Origin of the sequence: Massilia paldalensis (genome assembly GCF_044901715.1) — a bacterium.
Classification (GTDB): domain Bacteria; phylum Pseudomonadota; class Gammaproteobacteria; order Burkholderiales; family Burkholderiaceae_D; genus Telluria; species Telluria paldalensis.
This window is the reverse complement of sequence record NZ_JBJCIU010000009.1, coordinates 40,092-58,662: the sequence shown is the minus strand read 5'-3', so window position 1 is coordinate 58,662 and position 18,571 is coordinate 40,092. Positions and strand designations below refer to the sequence as shown.

Below are 18,571 nucleotides of genomic sequence, written 5' to 3'. Positions count from 1 at the left end.
GCTAGTCAGAGTTCGAGGGTGGCCGGCAGCTGGGTGCAGGCGCCGTCGATGACGAGATAGAGCTCGCCAGTATGGGGACAGACGGCCTCGCCGTTGCCGCGCAGGGGGAGTGGTAGGCGCTCGCCGAAGCGGCTGATCCAGCCGACTTGGCGCGCCGGTATGCCCACGACCAGGGCGAAGTCCGGCACATCACGCTTGACGACGGCGCCGGCGCCGACAAAGGCATGGCGCCCCACCGTGACGCCGCACACGATGGTGGCGTTGGCGCCGATGCTGGCGCCGCGCCGCACGAGCGTGCGCCGGTATGCGTCCTTGCGCACGATGCCGGCGCGCGGGTTGTAGACGTTCGTGAAGACCATGCTGGGTCCGCAGAACACCTCGTCCTCGAGCGTCACGGCATCGTAGACGGAGACGTTGTTCTGGATCTTGACGCCGTTGCCGATGACGACGTCGTTGGCGACGAAGACGTTCTGGCCCAGCGAGCAGCCGGCGCCGATGCGGGCGCCGCCGCAGACGTGGCTGAAATGCCAGACCCGGGTGCCGGCGCCCAGCACGGCGCCGGCATCGACGATGGCGCTGGGGTGGACGGCGGGGCTTGCCGCCGTGCCTTCCGCTTCACTTGGCGCGATGAGCCGTTCGTTCATGCTCATACCTCCAGCGGCAGGGCTACGCGGCGGCCGTCGCGCGCGGACTGATAGGCGGCGACCAGCACTTCCAGCGACTTCAGGCCTTCGCGGCCATCCGTCTCCGGCTCCGCCTCGCCGCGCAGCACCTTGATGACGTTGTCGTAGTACAGCGGATGGCCGAAGCCGTAGACGGAGGTGGTCTGGTAGCTGGCGTCCGCGACGAGCAGGTCGTCCGGATCGGGCCGCGCGAATTCCCACTGCTGGATCTCGTTGACGGCCACGCCGCCGATGCGCACGGTGCCGTGCTCGCCCAGGACCGTGATCGATCCTTCCATATTGCGCGGATAGGTCAGCATGGTGACGTTCATCGAGCCGAGCGCGCCGTTGCGCCAGCGCAGGCTCATCACGCCTGTGTCCTCGACCTCGATGTCGCGCGCCAGCGTGGCCGTATAGGCCTGCAGGCTCTCGACGGGGCCGACGATCCAGTCGATCAGGTCGACGTAGTGGCTGGCCTGGTTCATGAAGGCGCCGCCGTCGAATTCCCAGGTGCCGCGCCAGCGGGCGCTCTCGTAGTACTCGGGCGGGCGGGTCCAGAAGACGTTCAGGTTGACCATGTAGATGCGGCCGAAGCGTTTCTTCTCGACGGCCCGCTTGAGCAATTGCAGCGTGGCGTTGCGGCGGTTCTGCTTGACGACGAACAGGCGTACCCCGGCGGCATCGGCGGCCGCCACCATGCGCTTGCCGTCTTCCCAGCGCGTCGCCATCGGCTTTTCCGTGACGACGTGGCGGCCGGCCGCGGCGATGCGCATGCTCTGCTCGGGATGCAGTCCGGACGGGGTGGTGACGACGACCGCGTCCGCATCCGCCTCGCGCAGCAGCGCATCCAGGCTGGCATAGGGGGCGGCGCCGGTGGCGCCCGCGGCGCGGTCGAGGGCGCGCGCGTCGACGTCGCACACGGCGACGAGTTCGGCCCGCTCGTGGTGGCGGCGCAGGGCATCGAAGTGGTTGCCCGCGATGCGGCCGCAGCCGACCAGGGCGAAGCGGACCTTGCGGTCGGTGATGGGCGCGGGATAGTGGCGCATGGTGTCTCCTCAAGCCTTGACGATGTTCGGCAGCGCGGCCGGGTAGACGCCGCGGGTATCGACGATCAGCGGCGCGTATTCGCGGATCAGCCCGTAGTCGAAGGCGCTGTGCGCGGTGGCCAGCAGCACCACCTCGTAGGACGCGATGCTGGACGGGGTCAGGGCCACGCTCTTCAGGTCGAAGCGGTGGCCGCGCATGCGCGGAAAGACGGGCACGTGCGGGTCCGCATAGTCCACGTGGGCGCCCTTGTCGCGCAGCAGCTCCATCAGTTCGACGGACGGCGATTCGCGCGTGTCGTCGATGTCCTTCTTGTAGGCGATGCCCAGCACCAGCACGCGGCTGCCCATCACGGACTTGCCGCGCCCGTTCAGGGCGTCGGCGATCTTGCCCATCACCCAGTGCGGCATGTCGCTGTTGATCTCGCCGGCCAGCTCGATGAAGCGGGTGTGCAGGCCGTATTCGCGCGCCTTCCAGGTCAGGTAGAACGGGTCGATGGGGATGCAGTGTCCGCCCAGGCCGGGACCGGGGTAATAGGGCGTGAAGCCGAAGGGCTTCGTGGCGGCCGCCCGGATCACCTCGTGGATGTCGATCTGCATGCGGTCGGCGATGATCTTCATCTCGTTCACCAGGCCGATGTTCACGGCGCGGTGGATGTTTTCCAGGAGTTTCGTGAGTTCCGCCGCGCGCGTCGAGCTGACGGGGACCACGCGGTCGATCGCGGCTCCGTACAGGGCGATGCCCGCTTCCAGGCAGGCGGGGCTGGCGCCGCCGCACACCTTCGGGATCGTGCGGGTGTGGAAATGGGGATTGCCCGGGTCCTCGCGTTCCGGCGAGTACACGAGGAAGACGTCCTGGCCGACGACGAAGCCGCGTGCTTCCAGGCGCGGCTTCAGTTCTTCGTCGGTGGTGCCGGGATAGGTCGTGCTCTCCAGCGACAGCACCTGGCCGCGCCGCATGAAGGGCAGCAGGGCGTCGGCCGTGTCCAGCACGAAGGACAGGTCGGGTTCGCGGTAGGCGTTCAACGGCGTCGGCACGCAGATGACGAGGGCGTCAGGCTCGCCCGCCCGGGTGAAGTCGGTGGTGGCCTCGAAGCGCTGTTTGCGGGCCCGCGCGACGTCGGCGGCGGCGATGTGGCGGATATAGCTCTCGCCGCGGTTCAACTGCTCCACCTTGGCGGCGTCGATGTCGATGCCGAGCACGCGAAAGCCTGCCTCGGCATAGCGCAGCATCAGCGGCAGGCCCACGTAGCCGAGGCCGACGATGCCGATAACGGCGCTGCGCTCGCGCAGTCTGCGGGTGAGCTGGTCCAGGAGTGCGGTCTTGCTGGCGTCGCGCATGAAAATCCTCGTCGGTGGTTGCTGGGGACGGAAGGTGCCGGGCTGGTGTCAGATGCGGAAGGGCACGAACTTGCGGATCAGGCCCAGGCGCTGCGGCTCGGGCGCCGCGGCGGGGGTGGGCGCCGGCGCGGCCGGCACGGGTTGCGGGTTGTATTCGGTGACGATGGCCTTGACCATCGATTCGATCATCGGCCGCTCGTGGGTCTCGCAGGCCATCATCAGGCAGGTGATGAAGGTGTCCAGCACGCTCGGGTGCAGCGCGCTCTCCTTCATGCGCATGATGCGCGGGTGTTCGCTGGGGAAGACCTCGCCGTCGGTCAGCAACTCCTCGTGCAGCTTTTCGCCGGGGAACAGGCCGATGGTGCGGATCTCGATGTCGCCGCCAGGGTTCTGCGGCGTCTTCTCCGACAGGCCGGACAGGGCCACCAGCGTGCGCGCCAGGTCGACGATCCTGACGGGCTCGCCCATGTCGAGCACGAACACGTCGCCGCCCTTGGCCATGGCGCCGGCCTGGACCACGAGCTGGACCGCCTCGGGAATCAGCATGAAGTAGCGCGTGACGTCGGGATGGGTGATGGTCAGCGGCCCGCCGCGCGCGATCTGGCGCTGGAACAGGGGGATCACGGAGCCCGACGAGCCCAGCACGTTGCCGAAGCGGACCATGCAGAAGGTGGTGTCGGCACCGCGCGCCGCCGCGGCCTGGAAGATGAGCTCGGCGATGCGCTTGCTGGCGCCCATGATGTTGGTCGGGCGCACCGCCTTGTCGCTGGAGATCAGCACGCAGGTATCCACGCCGTGGCGGGCCGCCTGGCCGGCGATGACCTGGGCGCCCACCACGTTGTTGCGCAGGCCTTCGACGATGTTCGCCTCGACCAGCGGCACGTGCTTGTAGGCGGCGGCATGGTAGATCGTGTCCACGGCGCCGCCGTGCAGGATGCGTTCGACGAGGCCGGCATTGCAGACGGAGCCCAGGTGGGCCTCGACCGGCACGTCGGGAAAGCGCGTGGCCAGTTCCTGGCGCACCGTGTACAGGGCGAATTCGGAGTGGTCCAGCAGGTGCAGGCGCGCCGGGCCGAGGGTGACGATCTGGCGGCAGAGCTCGCTGCCGATGGAGCCGCCGGCGCCCGTCACGAGGACGGTCTTGCCCCGCACGCAGCGCGCGAACAGGTCGAGGCGTGGCGGCACGGGCGCACGGCCCAGCAAGTCCTCGAACTTGATTTCGCGGATGCGCGCGCGGGGCGGTGCCTTGTCGTCGGCGGCGTCCACCAGGCGGCCGAGGATCTTGGCGCCGACGCCGGCATGGGCCAGGCGTTGCATGATGTCGCGCAGGCGCTCGGGCGGCGCAGTGGGCAGGGCGATGACGACGGCGCGGATGCCCATGGCGGCCACCGCCTCGGCCAGCCGGGCGGTGGGGAACACGCGCAGTCCGGCGACGTTGCGTTCGGCCAGGGCCCGCTTGTCGTCGAAGAAGCAGACGGGGCGATATTCATCGCTGCCGCGCATGGCCCGCGCCAGGCGTGCCCCGGCATCCCCGGCGCCATAGATGGCGACGGTTTCGGCCTGGCTGTCGGTGGCATCCTGATGGTTGCGCAGGAAATTGCGCATGCCGATGCGCGAGGCAATGACATAGGAAAAAACGATGAACCAGTAAATGGCCAGGGCACTGCGCGGAAACCGTTCTTCCTTGATGACGAACATGGCGACATAAGCGCACAGGATGGCGATTGCCAATGCGATGCCGGTCACGCTCAATAAACGCTGATCGATGAAACGGATGACGGCGCGGTATAAATCGGAAATGGAAAAGGCGGCAATGGTGACCACGGCCACCAATACATAGGAGCCGGGTCCGAAATTGGCGGCGAGTTTCAGGTCGCCGCCGCGCAATAGCATGGCAATCAGGAAGCAGCAGGGCAGCGCGATTAGGTCCGCCCCGATCATCAGCGCGATTTTCGTCCTGCGATGCAGAGAGACCAGCCTGCGACAGAAATGACCGATAAGCGTCTGATTTGGCATGATTCTGAAACGCTGCGTGGGTTGGCGAATGAAATCGTGACGACGAAATCCATCGGTCGGCAGGCGTCGAAAAGGGCTTTTCTTATTGATGAGAAATTATTTAAATTAGGATGTGATATGGCACTGTTTAGATTGCATATTGCTGAGTAAGTTTATTATCTCGGCGACTATGAATCGTGGGTTTGACTGTGCTCAACCGCATAGGCGGAATTAATCGCGAGTTTTAATTAGATGAAAATAGGAAATTAAATAGCGGAATTTAATTCCGCTAAATAAATGCGTGCGCGAAGCACGGCGCGTCGGCAGAGTCGGGCGCGACGGCGCCCGCCTCTGGCGCGGCATGGCGGGGGCAGGAGAGGAGGGAGGCGCTCCCGGCAGGGCGCCGGGAACGGGGGGCGGATCAGGTGCCGCAGTTCAAGCGCCGCCGGGATGGCCGGGGCGGGGCTGGGGCGCCATCGGCGGCACCACGATGTCGTCGTTCAGGCGCAGGAACTTGAAGCCGGCGAGCTGCGTCCCGTTCTTGCCTTCCTGGCGGATGCGTTCCTCGCGTGCCGTGGCCCGTGCGATGTAGGCGTCGAACGTCTCTTCGCGCACCTGCGGTTCGGACGAATGCAGGAAGTGCGGCTGGCCATCGGCGCCCAGCACCACCAGGCCCACGTGCGAGGCCCAGAACTCGCCGTTGCGGGTCGAGATGACGTTGACGAAATCGCCTTCGCGCAGCCGGCCCGCGACGGCCGCCACCCGCTCTTTCGGCACATAGGCCTGGCGGCTCGATTCGACGGGGATGCTGGCGTCCGTGTGGTGGCGCGTCTTCAAAAAGCGCGCGCGGTCGATCGTCATGGCGTAGACGGGACCATCCGCGCCGGCCAGCTCCGCGCTGACGTCGGTGACGAGCCAGCGGTTGGCCACGTTCCAGTCCATCTCCGTGTAGTGGTTGCGGGTGGCGACGCCGATCACCCCGTCCCGGTAGCGGATGCGCTGCAGCATCCAGAAGAATTCTTCCCAGGACTGCGACAGCGCCATCGCATAGGTGTGCTCGGCGAACACGACGCAGTCGCCGTGGTCGAGGCTGAACATGGGCAGGTCGTCGTGCACCTCGAACGGGAATTCGCCCAGCAAATTCAGCCGGTAGGGCTGGCCGATGTTCTTGCGGCCGATCGCCGCGATGCGCTTGCGCAGGTCCGGCTCCTGCGTGTGCACCCAGGCCACGTAGCGGCCCGCCTCGACGGGCGTCATCTGGTAGATCTGCTTGCGCAGGATGGTGTCGAGCGGGACGTCAGCGCCGGCCAGCGATGGCGGGGAGAACGGCGACGCGGGCGACGCGGGCGACGCGGGCGGCGCGGAGGTGCTGGCGCAGCCGGACAGCAAGGCAGCCGCGAGCAGGGGGCAAGACAGGACGTGGCGCATGGCGGATTCCCGTGACGATGGAGTCCCTACGCTAGCGCGCCGCGACGCTGTTTTCAAAATGAAAATTGTTCGGTCACCCATGACCTGTTGTTATTCCCGCAAGGCAAACATTCCTTAGGGTTATGGATTGTTCAACACTACTCATTATCCAACGTCTTGACAGTCATCAATACTGTATCTGCGACGGGGGTACACCCGTCCGGACAACGATAAAGATCGGGAGAGAACGATGTTGAAACAGAAGCCGCTGGCGGCCGCTGTCTCGCTGGCACTGCTGGGTGCAGCGACCGCGACGACGAGCCTGTCCGCGCTGGCCCAGGAAGGGGCCGGCAGCACGCCGATGCAGACCGTGGAGGTGAGCGGGATCCGCGCCTCGATGGCCAAGTCCCTGAACGTCAAGAAGAACTCGGCCGCGAACGTCGAGGTGATCACGGCGGAAGACGTGGGCAAGATGCCGGACAAGAACCTGGCAGACTCCCTGCAGCGCCTGGCCGGCGTTGCCGTCCGCACGGACTACGACGAGGCGGAAAAGGTGGCGCTGCGCGGCACCAATCCGGACATGACCCTGATCCTGTTCAATGGCCACGCGATCGCCGGTGCCGACTGGTACGTGGGCGACCAGGCCTCGGCCAGCCGCTCGACCAGCCTGTCGCTGCTGCCGTCCTCCGTGCTGAACCAGGCCCAGGTCTACAAGACCTCGTACGCCGACCTCGTCGACGGCGGCCTGGCCGGCACCATCAACGTCACCACCCGCAAGCCCCTTTCCGCCAAGGAGAAGATCTCGGGCGTCGTCAGCGCCGGCGCCTCCTACGTGACGCTGCCCGGCAAGACGGCGCCCGACCTGGACGCCCTCGTCAACTGGAAGAACGACGCCAACACCTTCGGCTTCTTCGTGCAGGGCTTTTCCAACAAGCGCTACATCCGCCGCGATTCCGTCTCGCGCCTCGCCTACGGCACCAGCAGCGGCTGGGACATCATCAACACGGCGACGATGAAAGGCATCACCGACGCCTCGCTGGCCGGCACGGGCCTGAAGGCGGCGGACCTGAACGGCGTGCGCATGCCGGGCTCGATGAGCACGGAGTTCGTCGAGGGCGTGCGCGACCGCAAGGGCGGCATGATCTCGCTGCAGTTCAAGCCGAACCAGGACATCGACGTGAGCCTGACGGGCTTCCATGCGAAGATGGACACCAACAACTACGGCCGCCTGAAGGCCGGCGCCATCTACAGCATGCTGCTCGGGAAAGCCTCGCTGGCGGACGGCGCCACCGGCGCCACGGCGCCCAACACCAGCTCCAACGGCCAGCAGGTGTATGCCTCGATCCGCAATCCCGTCATCGTCAACGAGACGACGATGTACGGCGACACGCTGCGCGTGCTGAAAAGCGCCGACATCGTGTTCCCCGACGGGACCACGCCGCAATACATCGGCAACTCGGAAGGCTTCTACCGCGACGGCGCCAGCGCCACCAGTTCCTTCCTCGACCTGGACGGCAAGTGGCGCGTCAACCAGGACTTCACCATCAAGACGCTGCTGTCGACCACGCGCGGCGTCGGCAAGACCGATGCCGACCAGGGCCTGACCTATGCGCGCTTCGGCACCGGCGTGTCGTATGCGCTGGGCGACGTCCACGATGCGCCCTACGTCCAGTACCTGGGTACCGGCATCAAGCCGGACCAGCTGGTGGTGCGCACCATCTCGGGCCTGAAGTCCGTCGACAAGGAGCACAGCGCGCAGCTCGATGGCGAATACCGCCTGCGCGAAGGGCAGGGCTGGGGCTGGATCCAGTCGGTCGAGAGCGGCGTGCGCTTCGCCGACCACCGCCGCGACAGCGAACGCCGCTATCCGGCCTACCGCAGCGCCGACCTGGGCGCGGGACCGTCGTCCAGCATTCCCTGGCCCGGCGATTTCGGCGCCGACCTGGGCGGCCCGGCCGGCTGGGACAACACGGGCTATACCTTCGCGCCGGAAGACCTGAAAGCCTATTTCGCCGCGAACACCAAGGCCACCAGCGACGACTTCGAACGCCTGATCCGCTCCGAGCTGCACGTGCGCGAGCGCCAGAGTTCGGCCTACGTGCAGGCCAACTACGAGCATGACCGCTGGTCCGGCAACGTCGGCTTGCGCTTCGTGCAGACGCGCGTGAACGCGGACATCCCCACGCCGATCCCGGCCGGCGCCTGCGTGCGCGCGGCCCCCGGCCAGCCGGCAATTCCGTGCGCCGCGTATCCGGGCGCGATCACGAATGCGGGCGACCTGCAGCCCTACTACGACAACCAGGCCGCCACGCCGTTCAATCCGCTGGCCGGCAATACCTATTACTTCACGAAGAGCGACCGCCGCTTCAACAACTGGCTGCCCAGCCTGAACGCGCGCTACGAGATCACGAAGGACATGCTGCTGCGCTTCGGTGCCAGCCGCACCATCGGCCGCCAGAACTACAATATCGTCGGCGCCGGCTTCGGCACCCCGTCGTGCGATGCGCAGGGCTGCAAGGTCACGGGGCCGAACCCGGACCTGAAACCCCTTACCGCGGACAACCTGGACCTGTCGTGGTCGTGGTACTTCGCGACCCGCTCGCTGGTGTCGGCCAACGTGTTCTATTCGCGCATCGACGGCTACGCCAAGACCGGTTCCAGCGGCGGCACCACGATCGAGCTGTACGATTCAGCCTCGCAGTCGCTCAAGACCTATGCGGTGAACACGTCGTCGCAGCAGGGCGCACGCATCGCCGGCCTCGAACTGCAGTACGAGCAGCCGTTCGGCACGACGGGCTTCGGCTTCACCAGCAACGTCAGCCGCGCCCACACCAAGGTCGACGACGGCCGGCCGATGGTCGGCGCCTCCGAGTGGGCCGCCAACCTGGGCGGCTACTACGAGAACGACAAGGTATCGCTGCGCCTAGTGGCGAACTACCGTAGCGAATACGTGAACAGCACCACGGCGCCGGCGCCGACGGCGAACAGCCAGGGCCTGACCAGCATCAACGGCGTGCTGATGCCGGCGGCGCCGACGATGGCCGCGCCCGTGACGACGCTGGCGTTCAACGCGGCCTACAACTTCACGCCGAACCTGACGCTGACGTTCGACGCGACGAACCTCACCAATGTCAAGCGCGCCTATTACCGCTACAGCGAGGAAGAACAGCAGAAGCTGGACGTGAGCGGGCGCCAGTTCTACGTCAACCTGAAGTACCGCTTCTGATGCACCACTTCTGATGCACCGCTTCTGACCGCCGCGAGGCGTCGAACGATGGGGGGCTGCGGCCCCCTTTTTCCGTTTTGCGGAAGCCGCTTGTAGGACGGCATGCCGAGACACAAAAGTGTGTGCGGCAGCTAACGGTCGCGTCGCGGACGCGGCCTTACGATGGAGGCGTCGAGTGAGGCAACAGCGCCACCGCAGTTGCCAACTACCCCGACAGGTCAGCCGGTCGCCTCGAGGATCGGCACCAATTTCGCGTGACGGCGCCGCCTGGAGCGAGCGCCGCACCCATCGGAAGCGGAGGTTGTCCATGTCCATTGCAACGACGAGCCATCCACCGAAGCACCTCGTGCGCGAGTATCTCGAACGCCGTGCCAAGGACCCCACACCGCCACCGACGCCGGAAGAAATCCGGCGCCAGCTTGGTTGGGGGATGCTGATGGATGGCGACGACAAGCTTGGCGCCTCGCGCTCCTGAACACAGCGCTTTCATTACAGAGGAGAACTCCATGACCGCCAAGATCGGCAGCAAGCACGTGGCACAACACCGCGGCAAGAAGGAACGTGCGAAAATCCGCAAGACGAATATCGCACGCGAGGCCGTCAAGCAGGCCGAGGCCCGCGCCAAGTACCGCAACCAGCCGAAAGGCCAGGCCCAGCGCCAGCAGGCCGCGAGCGCACCGGCCGCCTGACCCGCCCCGGTCTTTGCCTGAAAGCCCGCCGCGTCCACGCGGCGGGTTTTTTTTCGTCCCGTTCCACCGTCCTTCCCCTGCCTGCGCCCGTTTTCCCTTCCGTTCACCGGTTCGTCCGCCGTTCACCGGCCCCATCCCGCCATTCGCCGAAAAGCGCTTTGCGCCGTCGCGGCGCTGCCGTATCGTTGCATCCATCGACAATGACGACGAGGTGAACATGAAAAGCGAAGCGTCCTATCACTTGCGGCGCCAGGTGCTGTGGGGCCTGCTGCTGGTCGGCCTGGGCGTGGCCTTCCTGCTCGACCAGCTGGGCAAGCTGGAGATCAGCGAGCTGTGGCATTATGCGCCGCTGCTGCTGGTCGTCGTCGGCATCAACCAGACCATCGGCTACCCGAGCGCGCGCGAATTCTCGAACGGCTTGTGGACCGTGTTCATCGGCCTGTGGCTGTTCGCCGTGTTCGAGGGCCTGTGGGGCCTGACGTTCGGGAACAGCTGGCCGCTGTTCATCATCATCACCGGCATCACGATGGCCGTGCGGCCCATCGCCGAGCGTCGTTTCAGGGGAGGCAAGGGCCATGAATGAGGACACCAAGGGAGCGGCAGGCGCCGCCGGCGCGCCGGCGCACAACGCGTCGAGCCAGGTGATCCTCGGCCTGCTGGTCGTGGGCCTGGGCGTGCTGTTCCTGCTCGATAACCTCGACATCGTCGAATTCCGCCACGCGATCGGATTCTGGCCGCTGGTCTTCATCATCGGCGGTTCGATGATCCTGTTCGGTAACGGACCGCGCAGCGGCAGCTACGTCGGCGCCGTGCTGGTGGCCGTCGGCGTGCTGATGACGGTGAGCCGCATGGGCTTCTTCTATATCAGCTGGGACACGCTGTGGCCATTGGCGCTGATCGCGCTGGGCGGCCTGGTGCTGTACCGCTCCGTGGGGCCGGGCCGCGTCGATCGCGTGTCGCTGGCCAAGGGGCCGGACGGCAGCACAGCGCATGCCGACGACGTCGTCGACATCGTCGCCGTGCTGGGCGGCTTCGAGCGCAGCGTGGGCAGCAAGGATTTCCGCGGCGGCGAGATCACGGCCATCATGGGCGGCTGCATGCTCGACCTGCGCGACGCGGCCATCGTCAAGGAGGCCGTCATCAACGTCTTCACGATCTGGGGCGGCATCAACATCCGGGTTCCGCCCGACTGGACCGTGGTCCTGAACGGCACGCCCGTGATGGGCGGCTTCGCGGAAAAGACGGCGACGCCGCCGGACAACGGCAAGCGCCTCGTGATCCGCGGCTACGCGATCATGGGCGGTGTCGAAGTCCGGAACTAGTCGGGAACCGGGGGCGCGGAACGGATGCAGGGCGTCTTTTCCAGCTGGCGCGCGGCGCGGCTTTACCTACTGGCCTGGCTGCTGCTTGGCCTGCTGTTCGCCGGCATGCTGGCGGCGGGCGGCGCCGGCTGGGGGGCGAGCCTGCCGTTCGTCGTGCCGCTGGTGCTGGCGTACGCGGTGGGCACGGGGTTCTCGGCCTACTACGTGTGCCGCGCCTATCCGCTGGGGCAGAAGCATCCGCTGGCGATCGCCGCCGGCATCGGCGCGACGGCGGCCTGCGCGGCGGCGCTGTGGTGCGCGATCGGCGCCGCCTGGAACGGCGTGCTGGATGCGCTGGGACCGTCCGGCGGGCTGGTCCTGAATGCGCCGCTGATCGTGTCGATGTTCGGGCTGGGCGTGCTGCTGTACGGCCTGTCCGCCGCCGTCAACTACCTGATGATCGAGTCCGAGCGCGTGCGCCTGCTCGAGACCCAGCGCCTGCAGATGATGCTGGCGGCGCGCGACGCCGAACTGCGCATGCTGCGCGCCCGGATCGATCCCCACTTCCTGTTCAACAGCCTCAATTCGATCAGCGCGCTGACGGCGCTGGACCCGGCCGCGGCACGCGCGATGACGCAGCAGCTGGCCGATTTCTTCCGCCACAGCCTGGGCCTGCACGCGGACCGCAAGGTCGCGCTGGACACGGAAATGCAGCTGGTGCGACACTTCCTGGCGATCGAGCAGGTGCGCTTCGGCGCGCGCCTGCGCTTCGAGGCCGCCGTCGACGACGATGCGACCGCCTGCCTGCTGCCCCCGATGCTGCTGCAGCCGCTCGTCGAGAACGCGATCAAGCACGGCATCGGCCAGATGATCGGCCCGGGCCTGATCCGGGTCGAGGCGCGCCGCGCCGGTGCGCTGCTGCGCATCCGCGTCGAGAACGACGTCGACCAGGAAGGTGCCGCCGCCGGAAGCCGCGGGACGGGACTGGGCCTGGACAACGTGCGCCAGCGGCTGGCCGCCAGCTATGGCGACGAGGCCGGTGCGCGCTGGGGCATGGAAGAGGGGCGGTTCGTGGTCGAGCTGGCGCTGCCGGCGCAGACCGCACCGCATGGCGCAACGACGATGGAAGAGGCCTGAATGCGGGTACTGATCGTGGACGACGAACACCTGGCGCGCGCGCTGCTGCGCGAATACCTGGGCGCGCATGCGGACGTGGAAATCGTCGGCGAATGCGAGAACGGCTTCGAGGCCGTCAAGGCGATCGCCGAGCTGGCGCCGGACCTCGTCTTCCTCGACATCCAGATGCCGCGCCTGGACGGCTTCGAGGTGGCCGAGCTGGCGGGCGGCAAGGTGCATTACGTGTTCGTCACCGCCTACGACCAGTTCGCGCTGCGCGCCTTCGAGGTGCATGCGATCGACTACCTGTTGAAGCCGTTCCCGCCCGCGCGCCTGGACGCGGCGCTGACGCATGCGCGCGAACGCCTGCGCGTGCCGCGCGCATCCTCGCAGCAGCCCATCGAGGCGCTCACGGGGCAGGCGCGCATCCGCCACGGCAGCCTCGAACGCATCGTCGTGCGCGACGGCGCGCGCGTGCACGTGATCCCGGCCGGGCAGGTCGACTACATCGAGGCGCAGGACGACTACGTGGCCATCTGCGCCGGCGGGCGGCGCTGGCTCAAGAACCAGCGGCTGGCCGAGCTGGAGGAACAGCTCGATGCCCAGGCTTTCCTGCGCGTGCACCGTTCCTACATCGTCCGCCTAGACGCGATCGTGCGCATCGAGCCGTCCGGCAAGGACGGGCACTGCGCGCTCCTTGCGGGTGACGCGCGCGTCCCCATCAGCCGCAGCGGCTACCAGAAGCTCAGGGAGCTGCTGCGCTAGGCAGACCGGCCCCGCCATTTCCATCGGCACCCATGTGCCACCAGGCCGGCAGCAGCGCCTGCACCTCGGGGCGGGCGAAGCGGTCGTCGATCAGCCACACGGTGCCGCGGTCCTGTTCCGTGCGGATCACGCGGCCGGCCGCCTGCACGACCTTCTGCATGCCCGGATACAGGTACGTGTAGTCGTAGCCGGCGCCGAACAGTTCGTCCATGCGCAGCTTGACCTGTTCGTTGACGGGATTCACTTGCGGCAGGCCGAGCGTGGCGACGAAGGCGCCGATCAGGCGGTCCCCCGGCAGGTCGACGCCTTCGCCGAATGACCCGCCCAGCACGGCGAAGCCGATGCCGCGGCCGCCGGGGACGAAGCGCGCCAGGAAGTCGGCCCGTTCCGGTTCGCTCATGCGGCGCGCCTGCGTCCACGTGGGGATGTCCGGATGCTCGCGTTCGAAGCGCGCCAGCGCCTGCTGCAGGTAGTCGAAGCTGGAAAAGAAGGCGAGGTAGTTGCCGGGTGCCTGCGCGTACTGGCGGCCCATCAGGTCCGCGATCGGTCCCAGCGAGGCGGCGCGCTGCTGGTAGCGCGTGGAGATGCCGCGCGCCACGTGCACGTCCAGCTGGCTCGCGCGGAACGGCGAGTCGACGTCGATCCAGGCCGTCGTCTCCGGCATGCCCAGCAGGTCGGCGAAATAATTCCACGGGCTGAGCGTGGCCGAGAACAGCGTCGTCGCGTGGGCGAACGCGAAGCGCGGGCCGAGGAAGGGGGCGGGGATCACGTTGCGGATGCACAGCACCGTATCGCGTTCGTCCGCGCGCGTCAGGTCGAACAGCGAGTGCGGCCCGAACGACTCCGCCAGGCGCGCGAACTGCAGCGCGTCGAAATAGAACTCCTGCAGCGCCGGGTCGAGCGGCACCGCCTGCTCGGCCAGGTGTTCCGTGATGGCGCTGACGGCCGTGGCCAGGATGTCCGTGAACTTGGGCGGGATCTTGTCCAGCACTTGGTAGGGCAGCGGCGCCTCCTTGCTCACGCCGGTCCAGGCCCGCCCCAGCTTTTCCAGCACTTTCGCGACGACGGGCGGCGCCACCGCGCGCGCGGCCCGCAGCGATGCCCGCTCCAGGCTGGCGCTGTACATGCCGCGCGCGCGCGACACCAGGTTGTGCGCCTCGTCGGCCAGCACGCTGACGCGCCAGCCGTTGGCCTGCGCCAGGTTGTACAGCATGGCGCCGCCGTCGAACCAGTAATTGTAGTCGCCGACGATGGCGTCGCTCCAGCGCGTCATCTCGCTGCCCAGGTAGTAGGGGCAGACGTCGCGCGCCAGGCCGATCTCGCGCAGCGTGGCGCGGTCGAGCAGGGGCGCGTCCAGCGCTGCCGCGCGGGCGGCGGGCAGGCGGTCATAGAAACCCTTGGCCAGCGGGCAGGCGTCGCCATGGCAGGCCTTGTCCGGATGCTCGCAGGCCTTGTCGCGCGCGGACAGTTCCAGCACCCGCAGCGGCAGCGCGGCGCCCCGCTTCAGCGTGGCGGCGGCGTCCAGCGCCAGCTGGCGGCCCGGGGTCTTGGCGGCCAGGAAGAACAGTTTATCCAGTTCCTGCTTCGGCGCCGCCTTCAGCACGGGGAACAGCGTGCCGATGGTCTTGCCGATGCCGGTCGGCGCCTGCGCCAGCAGGCAGCGCTTGCCGGCATTGGCGCGGAACACGGCTTCGGCGAGCTGGCGCTGGCCGGGGCGGAAGTCCGCGTGGGGAAAGCGCATCGCGTCCAGCGCCGCGTCGCGCGTCGCGCGGTGCGCCAGTTCCTGTTCGGCCCACGCGGTGAAGCGCTCGCACTGGTCAGCGAACAGGGCGGCCAGTTCCTCGCGCGTGCGCATTTCGCTGAACGACGTCTCTTGCTGGCTGCCGATGTCGAAGTACACGAGGGCCAGGTTGACGGCGGGGAGGTTGAGCTGTTCGCACAGCAGGTGGCCGTAGACGCGCAGCTGGGCCCAGTGCAGGTGGCGGTGGTTGGCGGGGATGCTGGAGAGCTGGCCGCGGTAGGTTTTCACTTCCTCGACCAGGTTCTTGTCCGGGTCGTAGCCGTCGGCGCGGCCGCGCACGTGCAGCGGACCGTAGCTGCCTTCGAGGGCGACCTCGCTGCGGTAGTTGTCGTCGCGCCGGGCGGCCACGATCGCATGGCCCTGGATGCCTTCCTGAGCCGTCGGCGAGGGCGTGAAGCGCAGGTCGAGGTCGCCCTGCTTGGCGGTGAATTCGCACAGCGCGCGTACCGCCACGCTGTATCGGCGCTGTTGCTGCATGAGGGTGTCGCTCATGCCGCCGCGCGCTCCCACTGCAGGTAGCAGACGGTGACGGGCATGCCGTGGGCGGCGCAATAGTCGATCCAGCGCAACTGGTTGTCCTGCAGGCGGTCGCCCGGGCCCTTCACTTCGATCATGCAGTAGCGTCGTTCCCCGGGCCAGAACTGGATCAGGTCGGGAAAGCCCGTGCGGTTGTCGCGCACGTCATCGAGGATGCGGCGGAACCACAGCTTCAGGTGCGCGGCCGGGATGCAGTCCAGCGCCAGCTCGATGACGTCGCGCCCGAGCCATTCCCAGGACACGAACGGCGACTGCAGCCCCGCCTTTTCGGCATGCGTGGCGAGGATCGCGGCGCGGTGGCTGCCATCGTCCAGCATGGCCAGGCAGGCGTCGAACTCGGCCTGGCGGCGGCGCTGGAAGTCGGCGCTGAACAGGTCCGCCGGGCCGCGGTGGAACGGATGGAAGAAGGCGCCGGGAATCGCGGCGAACACGGCCTTCCAGCACAGCAGGCCGAACAGCGTGTTCGCGAGCGCGTTCTCGACGTAGAACACGGGCGCCTCGTCGCGCCACAGGTGTTCCAGCACGACGCCTTCGACGCGCATGTCGTTGGAGGGCGGCAGCACCAGGTCGAGCCGCTCGACGGGCGTCGCGCGCCGCGCCGGGCTTTTCGGGTGGCCCAGCTTGCGCGCCAGGCGCGGGCCGATGCGCAGCAGGTGCTGGCGCTCGGCGTCGCTTTCCGGCGCGGACCGGGCCACTTCGAACAGGGCATAGGCGGCGTCGAACTTCTCGTGCTTTTCCAGCACGCGGATCGCCCGGCCGCGCGCGCCCGGATAGCGGCAGTCGGCATACACGGCGTGCGCCCGCTCCCAGTCCTTTTCCTTCTCGAACAGCTGGCCGAGCTGGAACATCAGGCGCTCGCGCCGGCTGTCCAGCCAGGGGTTGTCGAAGCCGCCGGCGGGCAGCGCGGCCACCAGGTCCGGCAGGATCTCGGCGGCCGGCTCGCCCGCGTAATAGCGCTCCTTGCAGGCGTGCAGGCGCAGGTAGTGCTCGATGTCGCTGCGCGTGCGGAAACCCCGCGACGCGGGCGAGAACTCGACTTTCTCGTAGCGGAACAGGCCCAGGTCGGACAGCACGAACTCGGTCCAGTCCTGGCTCAGGTTGCCGAAGAAGAGCAGGCGCAGGCGGTCGCACAGGGGCTGCACGAGCAGGCGCAGCGCCAGGTCGGAACTGGCGGCGAACCAGCGCGAGAACGGCCGCGCCTCGGCGTGGCGCGGATCGAGGCGCAGCGCTTCGAGCTGGTCGGCCTTGCGCGCGTTCTTGATCGCACCGTCCAGCGCAAACGCCGCCGCAAGTTCCGGCTTGACCAGCAGGTCGAACAGTTCGTCGATGTCGACCGTCGGATCGCATTCGATCCAGCCGGTGGGCAGCAGCGCGTGCGCCGCCTCGACGGGGCAGCCGATCTCGGCGTAGTTGAGTTTGCTGGCACGGAACAGCGTGCCCTTGCGCATCACGAGGCGCACGAAGAGCGCGCGCGCCGCCTGGGGCAGGGTGGGGAAGGCGGCGATGAACGCGTGCTCCTCGTCGACCAGCAGGTCGGCATAACGCTCGGCAATCCAGTCCAGCACGCGCTGGAAGTTGTCCAGGTAATAAAACTCGTTTTCCAGAACCCTGATCATGCCTCGCCGCCGCCTAAATCTTCGTCAAATCCGTGCCAACTGTATCTTTGTACAGTATAGCCGTGGCAGGCGGGTCGCGCCCAGCGGTTTTGGCGCCGGACGTCGTTTTTGGCGCGCGGCTGGCCGCACGCCTTATCGGAACGTCAATGCCGACGAGCGCGGATGCGTCGGCCGTTCACGGTTGTTCCGGCATCCGCGGGCCGCAAGGCTTGCCGGCGCAGGTCGCGTCGGCATGCTCGGCGCCGGTCGCGTCGAGCGGTCGGCCGGCGTGCTGGATGATGGCCGTGATCAGGGCGACGTCCATGTCGACGGCGGGGGCTGCCAGCTTGGTCGGCGCCGCGTTGCGTTTGGGTTTAAGCGGCGTGCCGGTGCGCACGGGCGCCTGGACGGGCCGGACGACGGCGAGGGGGCGAACGGCGGCGCCCTTCGGACCATGGCTGCGTGTCGGTGGCGTTGCCGCCATTGCTCCCGCTTTGCCGGTGTCGGCGCCCGCGGCCAAGGCAGACGGCGATGCGGGCACGCTGGCCACCGTCGGCAGCGGTCGTGCGGCTGGTGCGGCTGGTGCCGGCAGGGCATCGGCTGCCGTAGGCGTGTCCGGTGGGGGCATGTCGGTATTCAGCGCATCGACGATGGCGGCGGTTCCGGTTGGGAGGGGGGCATCGACGTCGGCTGTGGCGGGCGCCGGCGCGCGTGAAAGGGCTTCGTCGGGAGCGGCCGCTTGCGTCGCCGCCTCCGCGTCCGTGCTTGCCGGCGTGGACGGGGCTTGCGCGACGGTCATCGTGTTGCCGTCGGTGTCCTTGCCTGCGGACCGGTCCATGCCGTCGTGCGCCAGCCAGGCCAGCACGCCGACCAGCGTGCATGCGGCCGTGCCGGCGGCCGCATAGGCCAGCAGCGCGGGCATGCGGGGGAAGCGCCGCGCCAGCGAACGGCGCGACTGGCCGTCGAGCATGGCCAGGATGCTGATTTCGCCATTGGCGCGGCGCGACGAGGACATCAGGTTGGGACGCCTGGAGCCGGGTTGATTTTCATCTGTAGGGCGCACCGCGTTACTCCTAAGATTGGAAATTAATTC

16 protein-coding genes are annotated in these 18,571 nt (G+C 67.8%); 8 read left to right on the top strand and 8 right to left on the bottom strand.

Annotated features, from left to right (window positions below; genetic code table 11):
* Positions 1 to 5 precede the first annotated feature (5 nt).
* Genes ACI1V7_RS26535 through ACI1V7_RS26520 form a run of 4 tightly spaced genes read right to left on the bottom strand, consistent with a single transcriptional unit; the run spans position 6 to position 4,987 of the window.
* On the bottom strand, positions 6 to 644 hold the full coding sequence (locus tag ACI1V7_RS26535; protein WP_404535323.1) for an acyltransferase: 639 nt from the start codon (positions 642 to 644) through the stop codon (positions 6 to 8).
* A gap of 2 nt (positions 645 to 646) precedes the next feature.
* Positions 647 to 1,708, bottom strand: coding sequence for a Gfo/Idh/MocA family protein (locus ACI1V7_RS26530; RefSeq protein ID WP_404535321.1), 1,062 nt, complete (start codon positions 1,706 to 1,708; stop codon positions 647 to 649).
* Between the two features lie 9 nt (positions 1,709 to 1,717).
* Positions 1,718 to 3,046 carry a nucleotide sugar dehydrogenase gene (locus tag ACI1V7_RS26525; protein WP_404535319.1) on the bottom strand — a complete coding sequence of 443 codons (1,329 nt, stop codon included), beginning with the start codon at positions 3,044 to 3,046 and terminating at the stop codon, positions 1,718 to 1,720.
* Between the two features lie 48 nt (positions 3,047 to 3,094).
* Entirely contained in the window at positions 3,095 to 4,987 is a 1,893-nt protein-coding gene (locus ACI1V7_RS26520; protein WP_404535316.1) for a polysaccharide biosynthesis protein, read from the bottom strand.
* Positions 4,988 to 5,035: 48 nt separating this feature from the next.
* Between ACI1V7_RS26520 and ACI1V7_RS26515 the strand changes: the two genes are divergently transcribed.
* Positions 5,036 to 5,212 (top strand): hypothetical protein, encoded by a 177-nt coding sequence (locus tag ACI1V7_RS26515; protein WP_404535314.1) that lies wholly within the window; start codon positions 5,036 to 5,038, stop codon positions 5,210 to 5,212.
* A gap of 264 nt (positions 5,213 to 5,476) precedes the next feature.
* On the opposite strand, the gene ACI1V7_RS26510 is transcribed toward ACI1V7_RS26515, so the two are convergent.
* On the bottom strand, positions 5,477 to 6,469 hold the full coding sequence (locus tag ACI1V7_RS26510; protein WP_404535312.1) for an N-acetylmuramoyl-L-alanine amidase-like domain-containing protein: 993 nt from the start codon (positions 6,467 to 6,469) through the stop codon (positions 5,477 to 5,479).
* Between the two features lie 229 nt (positions 6,470 to 6,698).
* Between ACI1V7_RS26510 and ACI1V7_RS26505 the strand changes: the two genes are divergently transcribed.
* The 7 genes from ACI1V7_RS26505 (at position 6,699) to ACI1V7_RS26475 (ending at position 13,545) form a co-directional block, all read left to right on the top strand.
* A complete protein-coding gene (locus ACI1V7_RS26505) occupies positions 6,699 to 9,674 on the top strand; it encodes a TonB-dependent receptor (RefSeq protein ID WP_404535310.1) in 2,976 nt (991 codons plus the stop codon).
* A 307-nt stretch (positions 9,675 to 9,981) separates the two neighbouring features.
* Positions 9,982 to 10,149, top strand: coding sequence for a hypothetical protein (locus tag ACI1V7_RS26500; protein ID WP_404535308.1), 168 nt, complete (start codon positions 9,982 to 9,984; stop codon positions 10,147 to 10,149).
* A 31-nt stretch (positions 10,150 to 10,180) separates the two neighbouring features.
* Entirely contained in the window at positions 10,181 to 10,363 is a 183-nt protein-coding gene (locus ACI1V7_RS26495) for a hypothetical protein (RefSeq protein WP_404535306.1), read from the top strand.
* A gap of 217 nt (positions 10,364 to 10,580) precedes the next feature.
* Positions 10,581 to 10,946, top strand: coding sequence for a LiaF transmembrane domain-containing protein (locus ACI1V7_RS26490; protein WP_404535304.1), 366 nt, complete (start codon positions 10,581 to 10,583; stop codon positions 10,944 to 10,946).
* Positions 10,939 to 11,685 (top strand): LiaI-LiaF-like domain-containing protein, encoded by a 747-nt coding sequence (locus ACI1V7_RS26485; protein WP_404535302.1) that lies wholly within the window; start codon positions 10,939 to 10,941, stop codon positions 11,683 to 11,685. The genes ACI1V7_RS26490 and ACI1V7_RS26485 overlap by 8 nt, the downstream gene beginning before the upstream one ends.
* A gap of 24 nt (positions 11,686 to 11,709) precedes the next feature.
* Positions 11,710 to 12,801: a sensor histidine kinase gene (locus ACI1V7_RS26480; protein WP_404535300.1), complete on the top strand. Its 1,092-nt coding sequence runs from the start codon at positions 11,710 to 11,712 to the stop codon at positions 12,799 to 12,801.
* Complete coding sequence (locus tag ACI1V7_RS26475) at positions 12,802 to 13,545, top strand: LytR/AlgR family response regulator transcription factor (protein WP_404535297.1); 744 nt, start codon at positions 12,802 to 12,804, stop codon at positions 13,543 to 13,545.
* Here the strand turns inward: ACI1V7_RS26475 and ACI1V7_RS26470 are convergent.
* From ACI1V7_RS26470 to ACI1V7_RS26460, 3 genes are all read right to left on the bottom strand, one after another.
* Complete coding sequence (locus tag ACI1V7_RS26470) at positions 13,526 to 15,838, bottom strand: ATP-dependent DNA helicase (protein ID WP_404535294.1); 2,313 nt, start codon at positions 15,836 to 15,838, stop codon at positions 13,526 to 13,528. The genes ACI1V7_RS26475 and ACI1V7_RS26470 overlap by 20 nt on opposite strands.
* On the bottom strand, positions 15,835 to 17,499 hold the full coding sequence (locus ACI1V7_RS26465; RefSeq protein ID WP_404535292.1) for a VRR-NUC domain-containing protein: 1,665 nt from the start codon (positions 17,497 to 17,499) through the stop codon (positions 15,835 to 15,837). The genes ACI1V7_RS26470 and ACI1V7_RS26465 overlap by 4 nt, the downstream gene beginning before the upstream one ends.
* 175 nt (positions 17,500 to 17,674) lie before the next feature.
* Entirely contained in the window at positions 17,675 to 18,541 is an 867-nt protein-coding gene (locus tag ACI1V7_RS26460) for a hypothetical protein (RefSeq protein ID WP_404535290.1), read from the bottom strand.
* Positions 18,542 to 18,571: the final 30 nt, after the last annotated feature.